This window comes from Mesorhizobium sp. USDA 4775, assembly GCF_054062655.1.
The window spans coordinates 2,605,192-2,625,874 of record NZ_JBSSFM010000001.1 but is presented as its reverse complement, the minus strand read 5'-3'; the positions used below and the strand labels follow the sequence as shown (position 1 = coordinate 2,625,874).

Genomic DNA, 20,683 nt, shown 5'->3' with positions numbered 1-20,683 from the left:
CAAAACAGTGACCATCGACACCGCTGACCTGAAAAGAATGTTCTATACGATCGCGGTGGCGATCGAGGCCGACAAGGACCGGCTCTGCCAGCTCGACGGCGTCATTGGCGACGCCGATCACGGCATCGCCATGGCGCTCGGCTTCAACGCTGTGCGCGATGCGCTGGCCTCGCTCGACCTTGCGGCGACCGAGCCGACGGCGCTGCTCAACACGGCGGCGAAATCATTCCTCAATGCCGTCGGCGCTTCCTCAGGCCCGCTCTATGCGACGGCCTTCATGCGCGGCGGCGCCGCCGTCAAGGGCAAGGCGACGCTGGCGGACGCGGACTTCATCGCCCTGTTCCAGGCCATGGCACAGGGCATCAAGGATCGCGGCAAGGCCGAACCGGGCGAAAAGACGATGGTCGATGCCTGGCAACCGGCGGCCGAAGCGGCCGCCGCGGCCAGTGTAGCCGGCAAGACCTTGGCTCAGTGTCTCGAGGCGGCCCTGGCAGCCGCCGAGCGTGGGGCGGAAGCAACCAAGGGCATGATCGCCGCCAAGGGCCGCTCCTCGCGGCTCGGCGAGCGATCACTCGGGCATATCGACCCCGGCGCGGCATCGGCCGTCACCGTGATCGGCGCGATACGCAAGAGCCTGAGCTAACGTTTCGCCGCCGCGTCGAGCCTGTTGATCGCCTGGACGTTGCCGGCCGAGGGCCCTTGTTCGTCGAACTCGGAGGCCAGCCATGTATCGACGATCGCCTTGGCCAGTTCCGGGCCGATGACACGGGCGCCCATGGTGATGATCTGCGCGTTGTTGGATTTCGCCGCGCGCTCGGCCGAATAGGTGTCGTGGGTGAGCGCGGCGCGGATGCCCGGCACCTTGTTGGCCGAGATCGAGACGCCGATGCCGGTGCCACAGAACAGGATGCCGCGATCGTTCTCGCCGTCGATGATGGTCTGGGCGAGTTTTTGCGACAGGTCGGCATAATAGCCGGCCTGGCTGAGATCGCTGACCGTCAGGCCGGATTTGGTGGCAAGGTGCGCGGCGATGACATCGAGCAGCGGCTTGCCGGCGCTGTCGGCTCCAATGGCTATTTTCATGTTTTTCCCTTTCGTGTCCGGATGGTTTCAGATCGCCGCCGAGGCGCGGCCGAGAATGTCGATGTAGCCGTCCGCCTGCCAGGCGGAACGGCCGATGAAGAGGCCGTCTATATTGGGCTGGCCGACCAGCTCGGCGGCATTGCCGGGATTGACGCTGCCGCCATAAAGCACCGGCGGCACCGACGGCAGCAGGGCGCCGGCCACTGTCTTGATCAATGCCTGCTGCTTGTCGGCATAGTCGGCGCTGGCCGGAATGCCCTTGTCGCCGATCGCCCAGACCGGCTCGTAGGCGAAGAGGATTTTCCCGCCCTTCGCCTCGCCTTCAAGGAATTGCAGCGCGCCCTCGACCTGGGCGCTCAGCACGGCATCGGCCTGCCCGCTTTCGCGCTCGGCCAGCGTCTCGCCGACACAGATCAACGGTATCAGTCCGTGCTTCACGGCGGCCGCCGTTTTCAGGCCAACCGTGCGGTCGGTCTCGCCGAAATGCTCGCGCCGTTCGCTGTGGCCGAGTTCGACCAGATCGAGCCCGCAATCCCTCAACATCAGCGGCGAGATCTCGCCGGTCCAGGCCCCGGCGTCGGCCCAATGCATATTCTGGGCACCGACCTTGATGTGCGTCGACGACAGCGCCTGCTTGACCTCGCGCACCGCCGTGAAGGGCGGGATGACGAAAGGCTGGATGCGGTCATCGAAACCGGGAATGAAACCGGCCAGGCGCTGCGCGAAATCCAGCGCCTCGGCGAGCGTCTTGTTCATCTTCCAGCTTGTACCGACCCAGTAAACCACGCGTACTGCTCCTTAACTTTGCTGATCACGATCCGCCGATTTCCGGCATCATGATCCCCTGTCGATCACCGTCAGCGAAACGCCGGCGGCATCCAGCACCGCGCGCACGCCCGGCTCGGGCGCCCGGCCGGTGAAGACCGCGTCGAATGCGCTGAGATCCGTCAGGAAATGCAGCGCCGTGCGGCCGAACTTGCCGTGGTCGACCAGCAGATATTTGCGGGTCGCCGCCACCATCATCAGCCGCTTGGCCTGCACCACCTCCTGATCCTGGTGGAAGGCGGAAGCGCCATGGATGGCCGAAGACGACAGGAAGGCGACGTCGGCGCGCAGCGATTTGAGCGAGGCCTCGGCCAGCAGGCCGAAGAAGCCGTGGAACTTCTTGCTGTATTGGCCGCCGAGCGCGATCAGGTTGATCCCTCCGGCGCCGGCCAGTTCCTGGATGACGGCCAGATTGTTGGAGATCACCGTCAGCGGCCGCAGGTCGGCGAGATGGCGCGCAATGCCGCCCGCCGTCGAGCCGTCATCGATGATCACCGTCTGGCCAGGTTCGATCATGGCCACGGCAGCTGCGGCCAGACGCTGCTTTTCCTCGGTCGCCTGCTTCTGCCGGTAGCGGAAATCGCTTTCGAACAGGCTGCTCGGCTGGATCGAAGCACCGCCGCGCACCTTGCGCAGGAAACCGCTTTCCTCGAGCTCGTCGAGGTCGCGATGCACGGTCATCTTCGAGACGCCAAAGCGCAAGGCGAGATCGTCGACGCCGGCCTGACCGGCGTCCATCAGAAACTCCATAATGCCTTGCCGCCTGATGTCGCTTTTCATTGCCGCTGACCGCCCACGCCCGAAGCGCGGCTCCTTGATCGAGCGCAAGATATAACAGCTTCCGCCGCAAAAGTATAAAATATTTTGTGATAATGGGATAAATTCGTGGGATATTCCGTTTGCTCCGATCGCGGCTCTGTAACAAGAATTGCTGCCGCGACGGGCTGTGACGGTTGCGGTTGCGCGGAAATCCGGCCAGAAGCATCGGTGGGCTGGACGATGCGCGGACAGTCCGCAACCACCAGGTTTGAAACCAGATACGGGAGACTATTCGTTGGCTCGCATCACATTGAGACAATTGCTCGATCACGCCGCCGAATACGGCTATGGCGTGCCGGCCTTCAACATGAACAACATGGAACAGGGCCTCGCCATCATGGAGGCGGCGGAAGAGACCAAATCGCCTGTTATCCTGCAGGCAAGCCGCGGTGCGCGTGCCTATGCCAATGACGTGGTGCTGGCCAAGCTGATCGACGCGCTGGTCGAGATCCATCCCGACATCCCGGTCTGCATGCATCTCGACCATGGCAACAACGAAGCCACCTGCGTCACCGCGATCCAGTACGGCTTCACCTCGGTGATGATGGACGGCTCGCTCAAGGAAGACGGCAAGTCGCCGGCCGACTACGCCTACAATTCCGGCATCACCAAGCGCGTCGTCGACATGGCGCATTGGGGTGGCGTGTCTGTCGAAGGCGAGATCGGCGTGCTGGGATCGCTGGAGAGCGGCGGCGGCGAGCAGGAGGACGGCCACGGCGTCGAAGGCGCGATCAGCCACGACCAATTGCTCACCGACCCGGTGCAGGCCGAACAGTTCGTGCGCGACACCCATGTCGATGCGCTGGCGGTGGCGATGGGCACCAGCCACGGCGCCTACAAATTCTCGCGCAAGCCGGACGGCGCGGTGCTGGCGATGAACGTCATCGAGGAGATCCATCGCCGCCTGCCGAACATGCATCTGGTCATGCACGGTTCGTCCTCGGTGCCGGAGGAATTGCAGGAGATCATCAACAAATATGGCGGCCAGATGAAGCCGACCTGGGGCGTGCCGGTGGAAGAGATCCAGCGCGGCATCAAGCACGGCGTGCGCAAGATCAACATCGATACCGACAACCGCATGGCGCTGACCGGTGCGATCCGCAAGGTGCTGACGGAAAACCCGAGCGAGTTCGATCCGCGCAAATATCTGACGCCGGCAATGGCGGCGATGCGCAAGCTTTGCAAGGAGCGCTTCGAGCAGTTCGGTACCGCCGGCAACGCACCCAAGATCAAGCCGCTGCCGGTCTCGGAAATGGCCAAGCGCTACAAGTCTGGCAGCCTCGATCCGAAATTCGGTTGAGTTCTGGCTACTTCAATCTGCTGAGTTCATCGGGCAGGAGCCGCATCGGCCCCTGCCCGTTTCTATTCGGCCTTTGGCAGAAGATCGGACCTGCCTGTCTCGATGAACGGCGCCCAGTAGTCGACGGACTCGCGGATCATGGCGACCACCTGATGGTCGACCGGCTCGCGCTCGCGGAATGACAGTTCGAGGCAGATCTCGTTGTCGGTGCCGCCGCCGCGCCGCACCGTGTCCAGCAGCCTTTCAGGCGTGATGCGGCCATCCCTGTTGTAGGCTGATGTGAACGGCCAATGGCCGCCCTTGTTCATCGACGACTGCTTGATGTGGATGATCGGCGATTTCCTGGGAAAGGCTTCGGCCCAGGCATAGGGATCGATGTCGGCCGGATTGCTTGAGGTGACGTCGCCATGGTCGATGTCGACCATCATCTCCAGCGGGATCGCCATGCCGGCGACGTCGATAGCACCTTGCAGCATCCGGCAGTTCTCGATGGTGTGGCCGAACTCGCGGCCAACCGACATCGGTTCCCAGAACAGATAGGTCAGGCCGGCCGCACGAGCATGCTCGGCGACCTCGCGCCAGCAATCCAGCGCGATGTCGAACAACCGCGCGCGGCGCTCGGGGTCGTCAAAGTCGCGATGGGTGAAGATGGCGAATTGCGTGCCCATGCCACTGGCGCCAAGCTCGGCCGAGATGTCGGCAAAGGTCTTGAACCAGTCGACATAGTAGCGGCGCACATCGGCATCGGGATGGCCGAAATGATTGAGCCGGCCATAAGGACCGGTCATGCCGGACGTGACACGCACGCCGGTGCGGGCGAGCGCGCCGTGAAACAGGCGGACGAATTTGACGATCGTCGCCGCCGGCCAGCCGGGATTGACGAACTCATGCGTGAGCTGCACGTCCCTTATGCCGATGTCATAGGCGATGGTGTCGATCAGGTCGTCAGGATCGGCGAAGCGATTGACCAGCGGATTGGTGTTGAGGGAGAGCGTGAAGGCCAAGGTCGCTATCCCTCCCCGACACAAAGCAAGACACTGGAGCGGAATGCCGTCATTACAGCGTCGTCCCTTCGCGGTTGAGTTGCTGGCGGTATTTCTCGGCGTCCCAGTTCAGCAGGTCGGCATTCTCCTTCGGGCTGAGATAATTTACGCGCGCAACGCCATCGACGCGCGCGACGACGTCGGCCAGGCAGCGCGCCATCGCTTCGGCGCCGGCATTGGCGTCCCGGCGCATCAGCACGCCCTTGCCGGGAAAGAGGATGGATGTCGGCACCGCTGCATTGCGGGCGACGACCGCCGCCGCGTTCTCGCCAGGGCCGGCGATCACCGAGCCGATACCGAGGAAGATGACATGATCCGGATAGAGGCTGCCGGAGGCGGCGATACGGCAACTGGCGAGGTCGGTCGCAACAGCATGCGCGGCGGTCGAGGCCGGCAGCCGGTAGTCGCTGCCGGAGGCGAGCCTCAGGAGCGCATCGAGATCGGGGGGCGGAGCCGGGCGCGGCGGCCGCGCGAGCAGCCCGGTCACCCGTTGCAGCAGCAAGGCTGCTTCGGCGACCGTATCGGCGGCGACCACCAGGCCGTGATTGCCAAGCACGAGCACGTTGGTCGCGGGCTTCAGCCGCTCGGCGATTGCCTGCGCCAGCGGCAGGCCGGGCCGGCGATAGGGTACGAAGGCCCAGTCGAGGCCGCGCAGGCGCCCTTCCAGCAAGGCTTCGGCATTGGCCTGCACGGCGATCGAGATCGTCTCGACGCAATGGACGTGGACCACGATCTTCTGCGGCAGCAACGCATGCACCGTCGTCTCGATGGAGGGCCGCAACTGGCGAGGGTTGAGGTCCGCCAGCGTGAACTGCCCCGCGGCCTCCGCCGCCGGGCTGCGATGCGCCACGGCATCGAGCAACGGCGCCAGCGCGACCGGCACCATGATCTCATCGTCGCGCGCGTTCTTCAGCCAGGTGCCCGAGGCCTTTATCCACAGCACGCCGGACTGCTTGATGGAGGTGTTGCCGCCGGCGCCCTGAACCAGCAACGGGTCGGCACCGATGCGGGCGGACAAGGAGCGCAGCATGCGGAATTCACTGGCGCCGGTATCGACGGGATGGACCATCAGCCTGCCCTCGCCAGCCGGTTCGCACACCAATGCTCGAAGGCCGCCCTTTCCTCGGCGGACAGATGCAGGCCGTGCTTGGTGCGACGCTCGAGAATATCGGCTGACGTCACGGCCCATTCCCGGTCGAAGAGATAGGCGGCCTCGCGCTCGAAGAAATCCTTGCCGAAGCAGCGCCCGAGCTCATCGAGCGAACGCGCCGCGCCAACCAAAGCCCGTGTCCTGGTGCCGTAGAGCCGGCCATAATGCTTCAGCAGAGACGCCGGCATCCAGGGATATTCACCTGCGAGGTCGCCGAGAAACTGTTCGAAATCGGCATTGGCGATATCGCCGCCGGGCAGATGCGCTTTCGCGGTCCAGGGCTTGCCCATATGGGGAAAGAACGGCGCGATCCTGTCCAGCGCATGCTCGGCCAGTTTGCGGAAGGTGGTGATCTTGCCGCCGAAGACGGAGAGCAGCGGCGCCTGCGCATCCGGCGCGTCGAGCTCGAAAATATAGTCGCGGGTCACAGCACTTGGGTTGTCGGCATTGTCGTCATAAAGCGGCCTGACGCCGGAGAACGAATAGACGACATCGCCGCGTGCCAGGCCGCGCTTGAAATAGCGGTTGACCACCTTGATCAGGTAGTCGATCTCGCTCTCATCCGCCGCCACGTCCTCGGGGCGGCCCTCATAAGGGATATCTGTGGTGCCGATCAGAGCGAGATCGTTCTGATAGGGGTTGATGAAGATCACGCGCTTGTCGCTGTTCTGGATGAGATAGGCCTGCCGCCCCTCCCAGAATTTCGGCACGACGATGTGACTGCCCTTGACCAGGCGTACGTTGCGCCTGGAGTTCTGGCCGGCAACGCGGTTGACGATGTCATTGACCCAGGGGCCGGCGGCATTGATCAGCGCACGCGCCCGAACCACCGTCCTGATGCCCGTCCTGCCGTCCTGCATCTCGACAACCCACAGGCCGTTCTCGCGGCGGACGGCGGTGCAGGCGGTGCGGGTGAAAACCCTGGCGCCGCGCTCGGCGGCGTCGAGCGCATTGATGACGACGAGCCGGGCATCGTCGACCCAGCAGTCGGAATATTCGAAGCCGCGCCTGAAGGCATCCTTGATCGGCGCGCCCTCGGGCGCGGTGCGCAGGTTAAGCGTTCTAGTCGCCGGCAGCCGCTTGCGCCCGCCGAGATGGTCGTAGAGGAACAGGCCGAGCCGCACCAGCCAGGCCGGCCGGTCGTCAGGGCTGTGCGGCAGCACGAAGCGCATCGGCCAGATGATGTGCGGCGCCGATTCCAACAGCACCTCACGCTCGATCAGCGCCTCGCGCACCAGGCGGAACTCGTAATATTCGAGGTAGCGCAGGCCGCCATGGACGAGCTTGCCGGGAGCGCGAGCTGGTGCCTTCGGCGAGATCGTCCTTTTCGCACAGGATGACGGAAAGGCCGCGGCCCGCTGCGTCGCGCGCGATGCCGGCGCCGTTGACGCCGCCGCCGATGACGAAGAGGTCGACGATTTCAGGGCCGCCGTTCATGTCGCAGTAGCCTCGATGTCGATTTGAAAAGTCATGGCCACCGCCTCAGCACGGATTGACCGGAGGCAGGCCGGCGAGGTAGCGGCGCACCTCTTCGGCGGCCTTTTCGGCGGCGTAAGTGACGGTGCGCACCGAAGCGCCGGCGATGTGCGGCGTCAGCGTCACGTTGGGAAGCAGCAGCAAGGGCCAGTCCGACGGCACCGGCTCGACCGCGAACGTCTCCAGCATGGCGCTGGCGATCTGCCCTGAAACCAGCGCCTCGTAGAGCGCGTCATAGTCGACCAGAGGCCCGCGCGCGGTGTTGATGAGAATCACGCCCGGTTTCATCAGCGCGATGGTGTCCTTGCCGATGAGGCCGCGCGTCTCCTCGGTCACCCGGGGATGCAACGTGACCACGTCGGAGCGGACGAGGAGATTGTCCAGAGCGACGAGTTCGACACCGGCATTGCGGTCGTCGGCACTCAACTGCACATAGGGGTCGCAAACCAGGACGTGGCAGCCGAAGGCGCGCAGCAGTCGAACGACCTTGGTGCCGATGTTGCCATAGCCGATGACGCCGACGGTCATTTCGCTGAGCTCGCGGCCAGTGCGGTCGGCGCGGTAGAGGTCGCCGCGCCATTCGCCCTTGCGCAAGGCCTCGTGGCCGACCCGGATCAGCCGCGTCTCGGCCAGGATAGCGCCGAGGGTGAACTCGGCGACGGCCGTCGCGTTTCGGCCGGGCACGTTGACCACCGTGATGCGATGTGCCCTGGCCGCCACCATGTCGATGTTGATCGGGCCGCCGCGCGAAACCGCGACCAGTCTAAGCGCCGGCAAGCGCCGCATCATGGCCTCCGACAGGGGCGCCAGCTGGGTGACGAGGATCTCGGCATCGCCGATGAAATCAACGATCTCGTCGGGATGGCCGAAATACTCCTTGACCTTGTCGAGGCCGAGCGCCGGATTGCCGAATTCCATCGGTTCATCGGGCCAGGCCGTCTGCAATGTCCTGATATCGAGGTCGCCACGCGAGACTTTCTCGATCTCGGTACGGAAAACCTGCGGAAGCATGAAGTTGTCGCCAATGATCGCTATTTTCTTACGCATACTCGACTTCTCAATTCAATTTGCCTGCGACGCCGCCATTGCGCGCCAGACCGGCCGCAGCGCCTGGTGTGCCAACATGTAGGACGGGGTCATCTTGTCGTAGATCGCGGCGAGGCTGCGGTCGCTCGGCTCGGCCTCGCCAAGCAGCGGTGTCACCCATTCGCCGACGCATTCGTCCATGGACGGGTAGAGACCGACGCAGACAGCGGCGATCATTGCCGCGCCCGCGGCGCCCGCCTCCTCGCGCGCGCTGGTGCGAATATCGGCCCCCACCGCCGCACCCAGGATCTTGCGCAGCGCCGGGCTTCTGGCCGCACCGCCGGTCAGGCGGACTTCGCGCGGCAATGGCCCCATGGCGGCGTAGCAGTCGCGTGCCGCGAAGGCCAAGCCCTCGAAGACGGCGCGAACGAGGTCGGCATAGCCGTGCCGTGAGGAAATGCCGACAAAGCCGGCCCTGGCATTGGCATCGACGAACGGCCCCCGCTCACCGGCTTCCGACACATAGGGCTGATAGAGCAGCGAGGCCGGCTGCGCGGCCGCGATCCAGGCATCGACCAGCGCGATCATCTCGCCATTGCTGCGCGATATGCCTTGCGAGGCGAGAATGCCCGAGGCGAGCCCAAGCACCCAGTCGATGTTGAGCGTCGCCGCCATGTTGGACTGCATCTGCGCGAACACGCCGGGCGCCGGCATCGCCATCGTATAACCGGTCGCCGCTTCGTTCAGTTGCACGTCCTCAGGGGTTTCGGCCAGCCGCATATGCATGCCGGTGGACCCGATGATCGAGCAGCCGGGCTTGCGCAGGCGGTCGAGCAGGCCGGCGCCGAGCGCGGTGCAGACGACGTCGACATAGCCGAGCACGACCGGCGTGCCGGCCAGCATCCCGGTGGCGTCGGCCGCTGCCTGCGACAGGGCGGTGCTGTGCCTGGTGCCATCGACGATCGGCGGCAGCAGATGCCGGCGATCGGCGACGCCAAGCACGTCGAGCACATCGTCGCTATAGTCGCGGGTGTGGAAATCGCCGAAGGTGAAGGTGCCCTCGGACGGATCGGTGGCGCGTTCACCGGTCAGCTTGAAATAGAGCCAATCTTTGCAGTGGAAGGCGGTTGCCGCCTTGCCGAGCATTTCGGGCATGGTGCGCTTCATGAAGACGAATTGCGAACCCTGCTGGCAGGCGGCGAGCCCGCTGCCGGTCTTCTCGAAGCGGAGCCGATCCTCGGGCCGCGCGCGGATTTCCTCGACAATGGCCGCGGCGCGCGCGTCGAGCCAGAGCCAGCCCTTGGCGACCGGCTCGCCCTTGGCGTCGATCAGCCAGGTGCCGTCGCCTTGGCCGGTCACCGCGATCGCCACGGTCCGGCTGGCGAGATTGGGCACTTTGTCGGCGAGCTGGCGCAAGGTCGTGGCGGCATCGCTCCATGTGCGCGCCAGATCCTGTTCGGCGCCGCCACCCGGCAGCGTTTCATAATGGTTCGGCAGCGCGGCGGCGGCAATCTGCCGGCCAGACGTGTCGAAGGCGATTGACTTGATGACGGAGGTGCCGGCGTCGATGCCGATCAGTATGTCACGCATCAGGCAAGCTCCATGCCGTGCGAAATCGCCTTGCCGCTCGCCTGATCGAAGACATGAAGATTCTTCGGATCGATGCTGACATTGATCGGCGCACCCAGATCGAGGCGGGTGCGGTCATGCTCGACCAGGACCAGCGAGCCGCCGGCAAAATCGGCGGCTATGTGGGTCTGGTCGCCGAGCCACTGGTTGGCCGAAACCCGCGGCGGGAACACCCTCCTTCGAGCGCCGGACCGCGTAAGGCCTGATGCCGATCACCACCCGCTCGCGGCTGAGCAACTGATCGCGAACCGGAGCGCTGAAGGCGTCCTTGTCGTAGTCGAGCGACAGGCCGTCGGGAAGCTTGAGATTGATGCGGCCTGCGGCGGTTGCGACATAGGCCTCGAAGACGTTCATCGGCGGCTCGCCGACGAAGGTGCCGGTGAACAGGTTTGCCGGACGTTCCTTGATCCGGTCCGGCGTGTCGAACTGCTGCAGCACGCCGCCTTCCATCACCGCGATGCGGTCGGCAAGCGCATTGGCTTCGGTCTGGTCGTGGGTGACCAGGATCGCGGTCAGGCCGCGCTCCTTGATGAAGTGTTTGATGCGGCCGCGCAGCACGGCGCGCAACTGCGGTTCGAGCTGCCCCATCGGCTCGTCCAGCAGATGCAGGTCGGCCTCGCGGATCAGAGCCCGGCCAAGGCTGGCGCGTTGCTGCTGGCCGCCGGAAATCGAACTCGGATAGCGCTCCAATATGTCCTCGATCTCGAGCAATTTGGCGATGCTGGCGACCTTGGCGTCGACCTCGCTTTTCGGCAGCCGGGCAGCCTTGAGCGCAAAAGCCATGTTCTCGCGCACGGTCAGCGGTGGATAGAGCGAATAGCCTTCGAAGGCCATCGCCACATTGCGTTTGACCGGCGGTAAGGTGTGCACCTGACGGCCGCCAACCGAGATGGCGCCCCGCGACACCTCCTCGAAACCGGCGATCATGCGCAGCGTAGACGTCTTGCCGCAGCCGGACGAGCCAAGCAGGGCGACGATCTCGCCCTTGCCGATTTCCATCGTCAGGTTCTTGACCGCGTGCACGCCCCTGTCGATCGGACCGTAGAACTTGTCAACACCTGATATGGTGAGCGCGCTCTGGCTCATGCCGCTTCTCCATTGCGCAAGGCGACGACGTTCTTGGAACCGATGCGGTCGCCGCTGGCGTGATCGAACAGCAAGGCGCTCTTGCCGTCGACGGCGATATGGGCCTTGCCTTCGCTGCGGCCCGGCGTTCCGGCCGGGCGCGAGACCAGGATTTCGCGGCCGCGCACGGTGCGCACAAGGGTGACGATCTTTTCGTTGAGCGGCGTCTCGGCCTCGACCGTCACCGGAATGGCGCCAGGAATGCCCTCCTCGACGAAACTCAGCGCTTCCGGCCGCAGACCGATGACGCAATCGCGGCCAACCGCCGCGTCGCAAGCGCCGGACAGATGGACCTGGACGTTCGACAGGCCGACATAGATGCCCTTGGCATCGCGCGAAGGCTTGACGTCGAGCAAGTTGATGGTGGGGTCGCCGAACAGCCGCGCGATCTCGATATTGGCCGGTTCGCGATAGATCTGCTCGGGCGTGCCGAGCTGCCGGATGACGCCTTGCGACATCACCGCGATGCGGTCGCCGAGCGCCATGGCTTCCTTGTAGTCCTGGGTGACATAGACGACGGTGGCGCCGCGATCGGCAAGCAAACGCGGCAGTTCGAGCCGCATCTCGAAACGCAGCTTGGCGTCGACATTGCGCAAGGGGTCGTCGAGCAACAGAAGCGGCGGCGAACCGACCAAAGCGCGGGCAAGCGCCGTACGCTGCTTCTGGCCGTTGGAGAGCGCGCGCGGCTTGTGGGAGAGCACATGGGCGATCTTCAACAGCTTGGCGACACTTTCGACGCCGGCCTTGATGGCGCCAGGCGAGGACCGCTTTGCCTCCAGAGGCGTTGCTATGTTGTCGAACGCGCTCATATGCGGAAACAGCGCGAAATTCTGGAACGCCATGCCGACGCCACGAAATTCCGCATCGACATCGGTCATGTCGTCGCCGCCGATGAAGATCTTGCCCTCATCCGGATCGATGACGCCGGCGACCAGGCGCAGCAGTACCGTCTTGCCGGCGCCGGACGGGCCGAACAGCACGAGGGTTTCGCCGTCGGCAACCGTCAGCGACAGATTGTCGAGGACGGTCTGGCTCTTGTAGCGCTTGACGATGTTTTTGAGTTCGAGGCTGGCCATGTCTATCCTTTCACCGCGCCAAGCGAGAGGCCTTCGACGAGATAGCGCTGCGCATAGAGGGCGAGCGCCAGCGTCGGCGTGATCGAGAGCACGATGGCCGCCGAGATCTGGCCGTACTGGATGCCCGAGGAGGTGATGAAGGCAAGCGCGCCGACCGTCACCGGCTGCTTGTCGGCTGAGGCCAGCACCAGGGCGAAGACGAAATTGTTCCAGGCGAAGATGAAGGCGAGCAGGCCGGCGGCGGCGATGCCGGGACCGGCGAGCGGCAGCGCGATCTTGCGGAAGGTGGCGAACCAGGAATGGCCGCCGATGCGGTAGGCATATTCGATGTCGGCCGGAATATCCTCGAAATAGCCGCGCACGATCCACAGGATCAGCGGCAGGCAGATCAGCTGGTAGACCCAGATCAGGCCGATATAGGTGTTGGCGAGCCCGAGCTTCTGGAAATAGAGGGTGAGCGGCAACAGCACCAGAAGCGCCGGCGCGAATTTGAACGACAGCAGCGTGAAGGCGATGTCCTCCGAGCCGCGGAATTTGTGGCGCGCGAAGGCGTAGGCCGCCGGCACACCGAGCAGCAACGAGACCGCCACTGAGGTCACCGACAGGAACACCGAATTCCCGAGGTTGCGCATGAAGGCGATGTCGAGCGTGCCGGCGGCGGTCATCAGCTTGCCGGTGATCAGCGCGGTGTAATTGGCGAGCGTCGGCTCGAAGATCAGCTGCGGCGGGATGCGCAGGATCGTCTCGTTGGTCTGGAACGACATCATGAAAATCCAGACGATCGGGAACATGAAGAAGATCACGACCAGCGTCAGGGCTATGCCACGCAGGATGCGCTCGAGAAGCGAGGTATGTTCCATCCCGGCCTCCTATGCCTGGCCACGGGCGCGTTCGCGCAGCCGCAGCCAGTTCTTGATGAAAATGTTGGAGAGGAAATAGGTGATCGCCCACAGGATGATCATCAGTGCCGCCGAACGGCCGACATTGGTCGACTGGAAGAAGTTGAGATAGGCCTCGACCTGGAAGACGGTCAGCGTGTCGCCCGGCCCCCCTTGTGTCATGGCATAGATGATATCGAACTGCTGGATGGAATCGAGCAGCCGAAACAGCGTCGCCGTCAGGATGTAGGGCGTCAGCATCGGCAGCGTGATGCGGAAGAAGACGAAGCTTCGCGGCACGCCATCGAGCGCCGCCGCTTCGAAGGGCTGCGTCGGCAGGCTGCGCAGGCCGGCGAGCAGCAGGATCATGATGAAGGGCGTGTAGACCCAGATATCGACGAGCACCACCGTGAACAGCGCCGTCGACGGCGACGACGCCCAGCGGAAATCCTGCAGGCCGATGAGGCTGGCGAGATAGCTCAAGACGCCGAAGCCGGGATTGGTCATCAGCTTCCACATCAGCGCGGCAAGTGCGGGCGCCGTCATCAGCGGCATCAACAGCATGATCGAGATGAAATTGTTCAGCGTCGAGCGCTTCTGTAGCAGCAAGGCGATGGCGAGGCCGAGAAGCAGTTCCAGCACGACGGTGGTGCCGGCATAGAGCAGCGACACCTTGAGCGTGTTCCAGAATTTCGGATCGGTGAAGAAGGAGATGTAGTTGTCGCCCCAGTTGAACTGCCGCGCCCAAGGCTGGCTGAGCCGGTAGCGCTGGAAGGAATAGACCACCGAGGTCAGGAACGGGATCAGGATGCCGATGCAGACGAGCAATGCCGGCAGGCTGAGCACATAGGGCAGCACCTTCTTGCTGATCCTGAAGCCGGATGGCTTGGGCCTTTGCGATACCACCGCAGTCATCGAGCTGCTCCGTTGTTGCTGTCGCTTCGCCCTGCCGGCCGCCCAAGGGAGCAAGGCGACCGGTCGGGCGAAATAGCGGTCACCTTCCGGCACCGCATCGCAAGCTTGAAAAGGTGTGACGAGGGCCAGCCCGCCAGGCAGGCCGGCCCTCGTTGCGACTTAGCCGAGGCCGGCTTCCTTGAGCTGGCCGTTGATGCTCTCGGCGAGCTTGTCGAGGCCTTCGTCGACCGGCACCTCCTTGGCCACCATCTTCTGCAGCGTCGCCGCCCATTCGGTGGTGAGATCGAAGAACAGCGGCTGCGCGGTGAACTTGATCGAGGCGCCGGGCGCGGAGGCGTCGAACATCTCGACATAGCCGGGATAGCTCTTGTTCAGCTTCTCGCGGAACATCTCGTCCTTCCAGACCGACTGGCGGACGGGATTGACGAAGTCCATCTTGGTCGCGCCGAACAGCCCATGCTCCGGCCCGGAGGCCCATTGCATGAAATACCAGGTGGCGTCCTTGTCCTTCGAGAAATTGGACATTGCCAGCGACCAGATCCAGATGTTGGGTGTCGCCGCCTTGGCTGCCGGGTTGGCCTTGAAGCTTGCGAAGGCGAGCTTGCCGGCCATCTTGTTGTCGCCGCCATTCATGAAGTAACCGAGGATATCGGCGTCGAAGATCATCGCCGAGGCGCCGGCGCCGAGATCGGTGCCGACCTGATACCAGGTGTAGGTCGACCAGTCCTTGGGGCCGCTCTCCTGGATCATCTGAACCCACTGCTTGTGGAAAGCCTTGGACTGGGCGGTGTTCATCGCGGCCGACAATTTGCCGTCTGCCGAAACGTTGAGGTCCTTCTGGTCAAAATTGGCGTAGGCCGACAGGAAGCCGGGATGGATCGTCGCCCAGGAACGCGAGCCACGCACGCCGATGCCATAGACGCCGCCACCGACATCCTTGGTGAGCTTGGCCGCCGCGGCGACCATCTCGTCCATGTTGCCGGGAATGGTGACGCCGGCCTTGTCGAACATCGCCTTGTTGTAGGTGATGTTGTTCTGTTCGAAGCCCCACGGAATGCACCACTGCTTGGCATCATCCGAACCCAGCGCGCCGCCGGGCTTGCCATTCCAGGCACAGGAATTCTTGACGCCGGGCAGGAAGTCGTCCCAGGCATAGTTCGGGTTGGTCTTGGCCGGATCCTTGATCCATTCGTTGAGGTCGGTGATCCAGCCGGCAGGGCCATAGGTCCAGGTCATGTAGGCGCCGGTCATGAAGGCATCATATTCGGGCGAGCTTGCCGAAAGGGCTGCCGTGACCTTGTCGAAATAGACGTCTTCCGGGAACACGTCATAGACGACGTTCATGCCGGTCAGCTTCTTGAAGTTCTCGAGATCGGCGATCATCGCATCGGCATAGGGATGCTTGTTGAGCAGGAGCTTGATGGTCTTGCCCTTGTGCGCCTGCCAGTCGAAGTCGGCGGCGAGCGCGCGTGTCTGCCCCAGATTGAGCAGCGTGCCGGCGGTGCCGGCGGCAAGGCCCATGGCACCCAGGCCCTTGATCAGCCCGCGACGGTCGACTTGTCCGCGCAGGAAGGCATCAATGAGGTCTTTCTCTTTCTCATGCATTTCGTCTTCTCCTCCACAGGGTAGTTTCAACTGAACCGTTGCCGGCTACCCGACCGGCGTCTCTTCCACGAGCGATCGCGCCGTCCGCTCGTCTGTTATCAGGCCCTTGAGATAGCGGCCTTCGAGCACCGACTTGATGGCGCGAACCTTGATCTTGCCGCCGGCGACGGCGACGATCCGGCGGCTGGCAATGTCCTCACGCGTCAAGGCCAGCGCCCGGTTGGAAACGGTCGTCGCCACCGCCTTGCCGGCCTTGTCGAAGAAATGGCCAAGCAATTCGCCGACGCCGCCATTGCGGCGGATCTCCTCCATCTCGCCCTTTTCGATCATGCCGGTGGCAACCAGCGACGCCTCGCGCTCAGCGGTGCCAATGCCGGCGAACAACAGGTCGGCGGAGCGCGCGAGATCGAAGACCTCGCTGATGCCCTTCTGCCCGAGCAGGACGGTGCGGTCCTCGGCCGTGTTGGCGAACATCGGCACCGGCATGACATAGGCTTCGGCGCCGGTGCGTTCGGCCAGGCGGTGAATGACGTCATGCGGATTGGCCGAGAATTTACGCGTCAGGCCGCCCAGCAGCGAGACGAAGCGGATCTTGTCGGTCGAGGTGCGCGGCAGATATTCGACGCAGGCGGCAAGCGTGCGGCCATGGCCGACGCCGATCAGCGCTTCCTCGCCGCGCTCGATCTCGCGCTTGAGGAACTGCGCGCCGGCAATGCCGAGCGCCTTGAGCGGCAGATCCTCGGAATCGAAGTCCGGAACCACCTCGCAATAATCGAGGCCGTAGCGGCGGGACAGTTCATCCTCGAGCTCGACGCATTCCGACACTTCGCCGTCGATATAGACCTTCACCAACCCTTCCTGGTTGGCCTTGGTGATGAGGCGATGGGCCTTGAGGCTGGTCAGCCCCAGCCGCTTGGCGACCTCGGACTGGGTCAGGCCGCCGGCATAGTGAAGCCACGCGGCACGCGTCGCCATGCTGGTTTCGTCGTCGCGCAGGAGGCCGTTGCCGAACCCTACCATTTCCACCCTATGATATTTTTATCAGTTGATGCAAAATTTTTCACAACGAGCGATCGGAGTCAAGCGACCCCTTTTGCGAAATCGCGGCATGGCGATCGAAACGAGCTTTGGCCTTCTGTCTGGCGATGCCGATGAATGGCGATACGAGCGGCCCTATCCGGCGTGCAGGTCAGCACCGCCAGCTGTTCAAGCCAGGTTCTGGATTGCCGTTTTTTGATTGCGCCAGGTCGAGCGCGTGCTTACGCGTTGGCCGCCGGACTCTCGTCCTCGGCGCGGACCAGCTTGATGTCGGCGCCTGCCGCCCATACGCTGACATCTTCCCGTCGCAAGGCCGCCGCCATCATGTCGGGAAACAGATCAGGCGTGCAGGCGAAGACCGGGATGCCCAGTGCCGCCACCGAGCCTGCCATCTTCGGGTCATAGCCCGGCCTGCCCTGATCGGTTAGCGCCAGAAGCACCACGACATTGACGCCGGAGCGAACGAGTGACGCCAGCCGCTGCAGCAATTCCTGGCCGTTGCCGCCCTCATAAAGGTCGGTGATCAGCACCATATGCGACTTGGTCGGCCGCTCGATACGGTCGGCGCAATAGGCGACGGCCTGGTTGATGTCGGTGCCGCCGCCAAGCTGCACGCCGAACAGGACCTCGACGGGATCGCTGAGTTCCTCGGTCAGGTCGACGATCGCCGTATCGAAGCAGACGAGCTTGGTCCGCACCACAGGCAAGGAAGCCATCACGGCGGCGAATATCGAGGCGTAGATCACCGAACTTGCCATCGAGCCGGACTGGTCGACGCACAGCACCACCTCGTCCAGGTCGACCAGTCTGCGCTGCTTTCGCATGAAGCCGACCAGCTTCTCCGGCACGATTGTCTTGTGCTCGGCCTGGTAATGGCGAAGGTTTGCCGAGATGGTGCGCGGCCAGTCGATGTCGCGCTGGCGTGGACGATTGGTGCGTTGCGACCGGTCGAGCGCGCCGCGGATCGCCTCGGCGGTCTTCTGTTCCAGCCGCTGCATCAGCTTGGCGACGATATCGGCGATGATGGTGCGCGCTATATCCTTGGTCTTGGCCGGCATGACCGAACGCAGCGAAATCAGGTCGGCGACGAGATTGACGTCGGCCTCGATCGCCTTGAGGAATTCCGGCTCCATCAGCATCTGCTTCAGATTGAGCCGCTCGAACGCATCCTTCTGGACGATCTGCACGACCTGCGCGGGAAAGAACGACCTGATATCGCCCATCCACTGCGCCACCCGGGGCGCCGAGCGGCCGAGCCCGCCGCGCCGCTTGCGCGGATCGGCCACCGTATCGCCGGCGCCATCGCCGTAGAGCGCATCGAGCGCCGCCGACAGTCGCTTGTCGCTGTCTGACAACGCCGACGATTTCTCATCGTCGGCACCGATCGCCAGGCGCCAGCGGCGCTCCCGGCCGTCGCCCGCGGGCTCCGTTTCGCCGATGTCGACTTGGTCATCCATTGCCGTTCCCACTCATCAGCAAAGGTCCAAGCCGTTCGAGATGCCGGCGCCAGGCCTCATCGCCGTTTGGCGTCGGCGTCAGCCCTACCGGCAGGCGTCTGATACGACCGAGCACCGCTTCGATCAGCCGCCGCCGCTCCATCGAATCCAGATGCGAAAACACCCGGCGCAGCAGCGGCAGATGCGCGATGAAGGCGTCTTCGTCGAGGGATTTGAGCCAGGCATCGACCGCGCCGCGCAGGCTTTCATCATAGATCAACCTCTGACCAGCAGTGCTGAAAAAACCCTCGAAGAAGCCCGCGGCCTCGGTGACCGGCGTGCCCGGAGAGAGGCGCCGCTCGATCAGGCCGGCCGCGGCTTCGGCGGACAGATGGCCGGCTTCGTAAAGCAGGTGCGCGGCACACCCCGCGACCAGCGCCGTCGATCGAGATCCGTCGAGCACGGTCGCCAGTCCGTTGCGCCAGGCGTCCAGAACGTCCTGTGCCGGTTCGACGAGCTTGATCGCCTCATCAGCCTTGCGCATGGCGCCGACCAAGGCCGTCGAAGCCTGGGCATCGAGGTCGCGCGCGGCGTAGGCGAGCGCGATGCCGCCTTCGACGATCAGCCGTTCCAAAAGGCCGGACAAGCGTGCTGTTTCTGTCTTGCGGGCTTCACCATAGCGGATGATGTCGGCGAGCGGCGGCACCGACGCCAGGATTTCCAGGCATTCGCTGCTGCGCGCCGCGCGTTCCTCCAGTGCCGCCAGGCCGGCGGTCGAAGCCTCCGATAAATTGGCCGTAATGGCGCCCTGAACCAGCGCCGCCAGCGCGTCGAGCGATGTCGTGGCGCCGATCATCTGAACTAACCGGCCGTTGGCGGCCTTTTCGATGGTCGGTCCATGGACGAGGTTCTCGACCAGGCGAACGGCATATTCCGGCTCCCATGACATGGTCCAGCGCTCGCGGAACGTGCCGCGGCTGCGGCCGCTGTCGGTGAGTTTGCCCCAGTGCACGCCAAGCACGTTCAAGCGATGCAGCAAGGTCGACCGGAACAGCCCGCTGTCGCTGCGCAGGTCGACCGACAATTCGCGCTCCAGCGCCTCCGGCTTCAGCCGCGCCGCCTTCTGGTTGCGCTGCAGATCCTCGATCAGCGGCGCCAGCGGGGTGTCGGGTGGAATTTCACCGACATCGGCGCCCAGAAGCAGCTCGGCTTCGACCAGCGCCCACAGCACCGCTTCGCCGTTGAACAAAGCGGCGATCGCGGCGTCACGCAATTCCTCGAAGCCGGGCTTTGGCCGCTCGCGGATCGCAGCCAGCGTGCGTGCCAGCCTTTCGGCTTCGATCAGCGAGGCGGTGGAGACCATATGCCCCTTCGCCCGCAGCACCGCCGCGATCATGGCGAGCCACAGCGTCGCCGCGTCATGCCGGCCGCGCGTCTGCCAGAGATGCTTGCACCAACCGGGCGCGACGACACCGGCCCCGTAACCGAAACCGAGCGCCAGGCGCGGGCCTGTCCATGGCGCCCAGGTCATCGTGCTCTTGCGCCGGGCCAGCCCCTTGAGCAGGGCCTGGTCCTCCTTCTGCGGTCGCGTCACCTGCAGTGCCGGCACATGGAAAGCGCCGCAGACGACAGCGATCGGCCCGTCGAATTCCTTGCGCGCGGCGGCGATTTCAAGCCGCATATGGGCTTCGCGTTTCGCCTCGAATTCCACAAGCGGACCTTCGCCCTCGCGCAGCGTCGTCATCGCATCGGCGATCGCCGCGAAGATCGGGCCGGGCTGCGGGTTCTGCTCGATGATGTCGGCCCACCAGCTTTCGCCATCCTCATAGCCCGCGGCCTGCGCCAGCGTGCCGATCGGATCGCGCAGATGCGGCGCCATCTCAACCTCGACGGCGGCTTCCGTTCCATCGGCTTTTTCCGCAGCCTCAACCGGTGCGACCCGCGCCGAAGACGGCAGATCGATGAACCGGACAGTGGCTTTGTTGGAGAAGGCCCAGAGCGTGGCCTGATACTCCGGCGAGAACTCGGCAAAGGGCCAGAAGCTGGTCGCGGCCGGATCGTCTTCGGGATAGCACAGCAACGCCACCGGCGGCTGCATTTCGGGGCGGGCGAGAAATGACAGCAGCGCCGATGCGTCGGCCGGCCCCTCGATCAGTACTGCGGCCGGTTTCAACTCCTGCAACGCCTGCACCAGGCTGGCGGCGGAGCCGGGCCCGTGATGGCGTATGCCGAAATAGGAAACGTCGCTGTCCACCATGA

The 20,683-nt window shown here is 64.3% G+C and carries 16 protein-coding genes and 2 pseudogenes; 2 read left to right on the top strand and 16 right to left on the bottom strand.

Features of this window, described 5'->3' with window-relative positions; genetic code table 11:
- Window positions 1–7: 7 nt before the first annotated feature.
- Window positions 8–643, top strand: coding sequence for a dihydroxyacetone kinase subunit DhaL (gene dhaL / locus ACVILI_RS12560; protein ID WP_038645250.1), 636 nt, complete (start codon window positions 8–10; stop codon window positions 641–643).
- On the opposite strand, the gene derI is transcribed toward dhaL, so the two are convergent.
- Genes derI through ACVILI_RS12545 form a run of 3 tightly spaced genes read right to left on the bottom strand, consistent with a single transcriptional unit; the run spans window position 640 to window position 2,688 of the window.
- Window positions 640–1,083 carry a D-erythrulose-4-phosphate isomerase gene (gene derI / locus ACVILI_RS12555; RefSeq protein ID WP_019856833.1) on the bottom strand — a complete coding sequence of 148 codons (444 nt, stop codon included), beginning with the start codon at window positions 1,081–1,083 and terminating at the stop codon, window positions 640–642. The genes dhaL and derI overlap by 4 nt on opposite strands.
- A 27-nt stretch (window positions 1,084–1,110) precedes the next feature.
- Window positions 1,111–1,869 carry a triose-phosphate isomerase gene (locus ACVILI_RS12550; protein ID WP_019856832.1) on the bottom strand — a complete coding sequence of 253 codons (759 nt, stop codon included), beginning with the start codon at window positions 1,867–1,869 and terminating at the stop codon, window positions 1,111–1,113.
- A 48-nt stretch (window positions 1,870–1,917) separates the two neighbouring features.
- A complete protein-coding gene (locus tag ACVILI_RS12545; RefSeq protein ID WP_240565002.1) occupies window positions 1,918–2,688 on the bottom strand; it encodes a DeoR/GlpR family DNA-binding transcription regulator in 771 nt (256 codons plus the stop codon).
- A 274-nt stretch (window positions 2,689–2,962) separates the two neighbouring features.
- Between ACVILI_RS12545 and fba the strand changes: the two genes are divergently transcribed.
- On the top strand, window positions 2,963–4,027 hold the full coding sequence (fba, locus tag ACVILI_RS12540; protein ID WP_069091617.1) for a class II fructose-bisphosphate aldolase: 1,065 nt from the start codon (window positions 2,963–2,965) through the stop codon (window positions 4,025–4,027).
- A gap of 62 nt (window positions 4,028–4,089) precedes the next feature.
- On the opposite strand, the gene ACVILI_RS12535 is transcribed toward fba, so the two are convergent.
- The 13 genes and pseudogenes from ACVILI_RS12535 to ACVILI_RS12475 all read right to left on the bottom strand — a co-directional run bounded on the left by ACVILI_RS12535 (window position 4,090) and on the right by ACVILI_RS12475 (window position 20,681).
- Window positions 4,090–5,031 (bottom strand): sugar phosphate isomerase/epimerase family protein, encoded by a 942-nt coding sequence (locus tag ACVILI_RS12535; RefSeq protein WP_038645243.1) that lies wholly within the window; start codon window positions 5,029–5,031, stop codon window positions 4,090–4,092.
- Between the two features lie 52 nt (window positions 5,032–5,083).
- A complete protein-coding gene (locus ACVILI_RS12530; protein ID WP_038652294.1) occupies window positions 5,084–6,139 on the bottom strand; it encodes a class II aldolase/adducin family protein in 1,056 nt (351 codons plus the stop codon).
- Window positions 6,139–7,657, bottom strand: a pseudogene (locus ACVILI_RS12525) (glycerol-3-phosphate dehydrogenase). Before ACVILI_RS12525 ends, ACVILI_RS12530 begins: the two are co-directional and overlap by 1 nt.
- Window positions 7,658–7,702: 45 nt before the next feature.
- Window positions 7,703–8,743 carry a 2-hydroxyacid dehydrogenase gene (locus tag ACVILI_RS12520; RefSeq protein ID WP_019856827.1) on the bottom strand — a complete coding sequence of 347 codons (1,041 nt, stop codon included), beginning with the start codon at window positions 8,741–8,743 and terminating at the stop codon, window positions 7,703–7,705.
- Window positions 8,744–8,758: 15 nt separating this feature from the next.
- Window positions 8,759–10,312 carry an FGGY family carbohydrate kinase gene (locus tag ACVILI_RS12515; protein WP_457102460.1) on the bottom strand — a complete coding sequence of 518 codons (1,554 nt, stop codon included), beginning with the start codon at window positions 10,310–10,312 and terminating at the stop codon, window positions 8,759–8,761.
- Window positions 10,312–11,437 (bottom strand): annotated as a pseudogene (locus ACVILI_RS12510) (ABC transporter ATP-binding protein). The gene ACVILI_RS12515 and the pseudogene ACVILI_RS12510 overlap by 1 nt, the downstream one beginning before the upstream one ends.
- Window positions 11,434–12,552, bottom strand: coding sequence for an ABC transporter ATP-binding protein (locus ACVILI_RS12505; RefSeq protein WP_038645237.1), 1,119 nt, complete (start codon window positions 12,550–12,552; stop codon window positions 11,434–11,436). Before ACVILI_RS12505 ends, ACVILI_RS12510 begins: the two are co-directional and overlap by 4 nt.
- A gap of 2 nt (window positions 12,553–12,554) precedes the next feature.
- Window positions 12,555–13,412 (bottom strand): carbohydrate ABC transporter permease, encoded by an 858-nt coding sequence (locus ACVILI_RS12500; protein WP_019856823.1) that lies wholly within the window; start codon window positions 13,410–13,412, stop codon window positions 12,555–12,557.
- A gap of 9 nt (window positions 13,413–13,421) precedes the next feature.
- Entirely contained in the window at window positions 13,422–14,345 is a 924-nt protein-coding gene (locus ACVILI_RS12495; RefSeq protein WP_027046585.1) for a carbohydrate ABC transporter permease, read from the bottom strand.
- Between the two features lie 159 nt (window positions 14,346–14,504).
- Window positions 14,505–15,950: an ABC transporter substrate-binding protein gene (locus ACVILI_RS12490; protein WP_019856821.1), complete on the bottom strand. Its 1,446-nt coding sequence runs from the start codon at window positions 15,948–15,950 to the stop codon at window positions 14,505–14,507.
- Between the two features lie 45 nt (window positions 15,951–15,995).
- Window positions 15,996–16,970 carry a sugar-binding transcriptional regulator gene (locus ACVILI_RS12485; protein WP_019856820.1) on the bottom strand — a complete coding sequence of 325 codons (975 nt, stop codon included), beginning with the start codon at window positions 16,968–16,970 and terminating at the stop codon, window positions 15,996–15,998.
- 239 nt (window positions 16,971–17,209) lie between these two features.
- A complete protein-coding gene (locus ACVILI_RS12480; RefSeq protein WP_038645235.1) occupies window positions 17,210–18,445 on the bottom strand; it encodes a VWA domain-containing protein in 1,236 nt (411 codons plus the stop codon).
- Entirely contained in the window at window positions 18,438–20,681 is a 2,244-nt protein-coding gene (locus ACVILI_RS12475) for a DUF5682 family protein (RefSeq protein ID WP_038645233.1), read from the bottom strand. Before ACVILI_RS12475 ends, ACVILI_RS12480 begins: the two co-directional genes overlap by 8 nt.
- Window positions 20,682–20,683 lie beyond the last annotated feature (2 nt).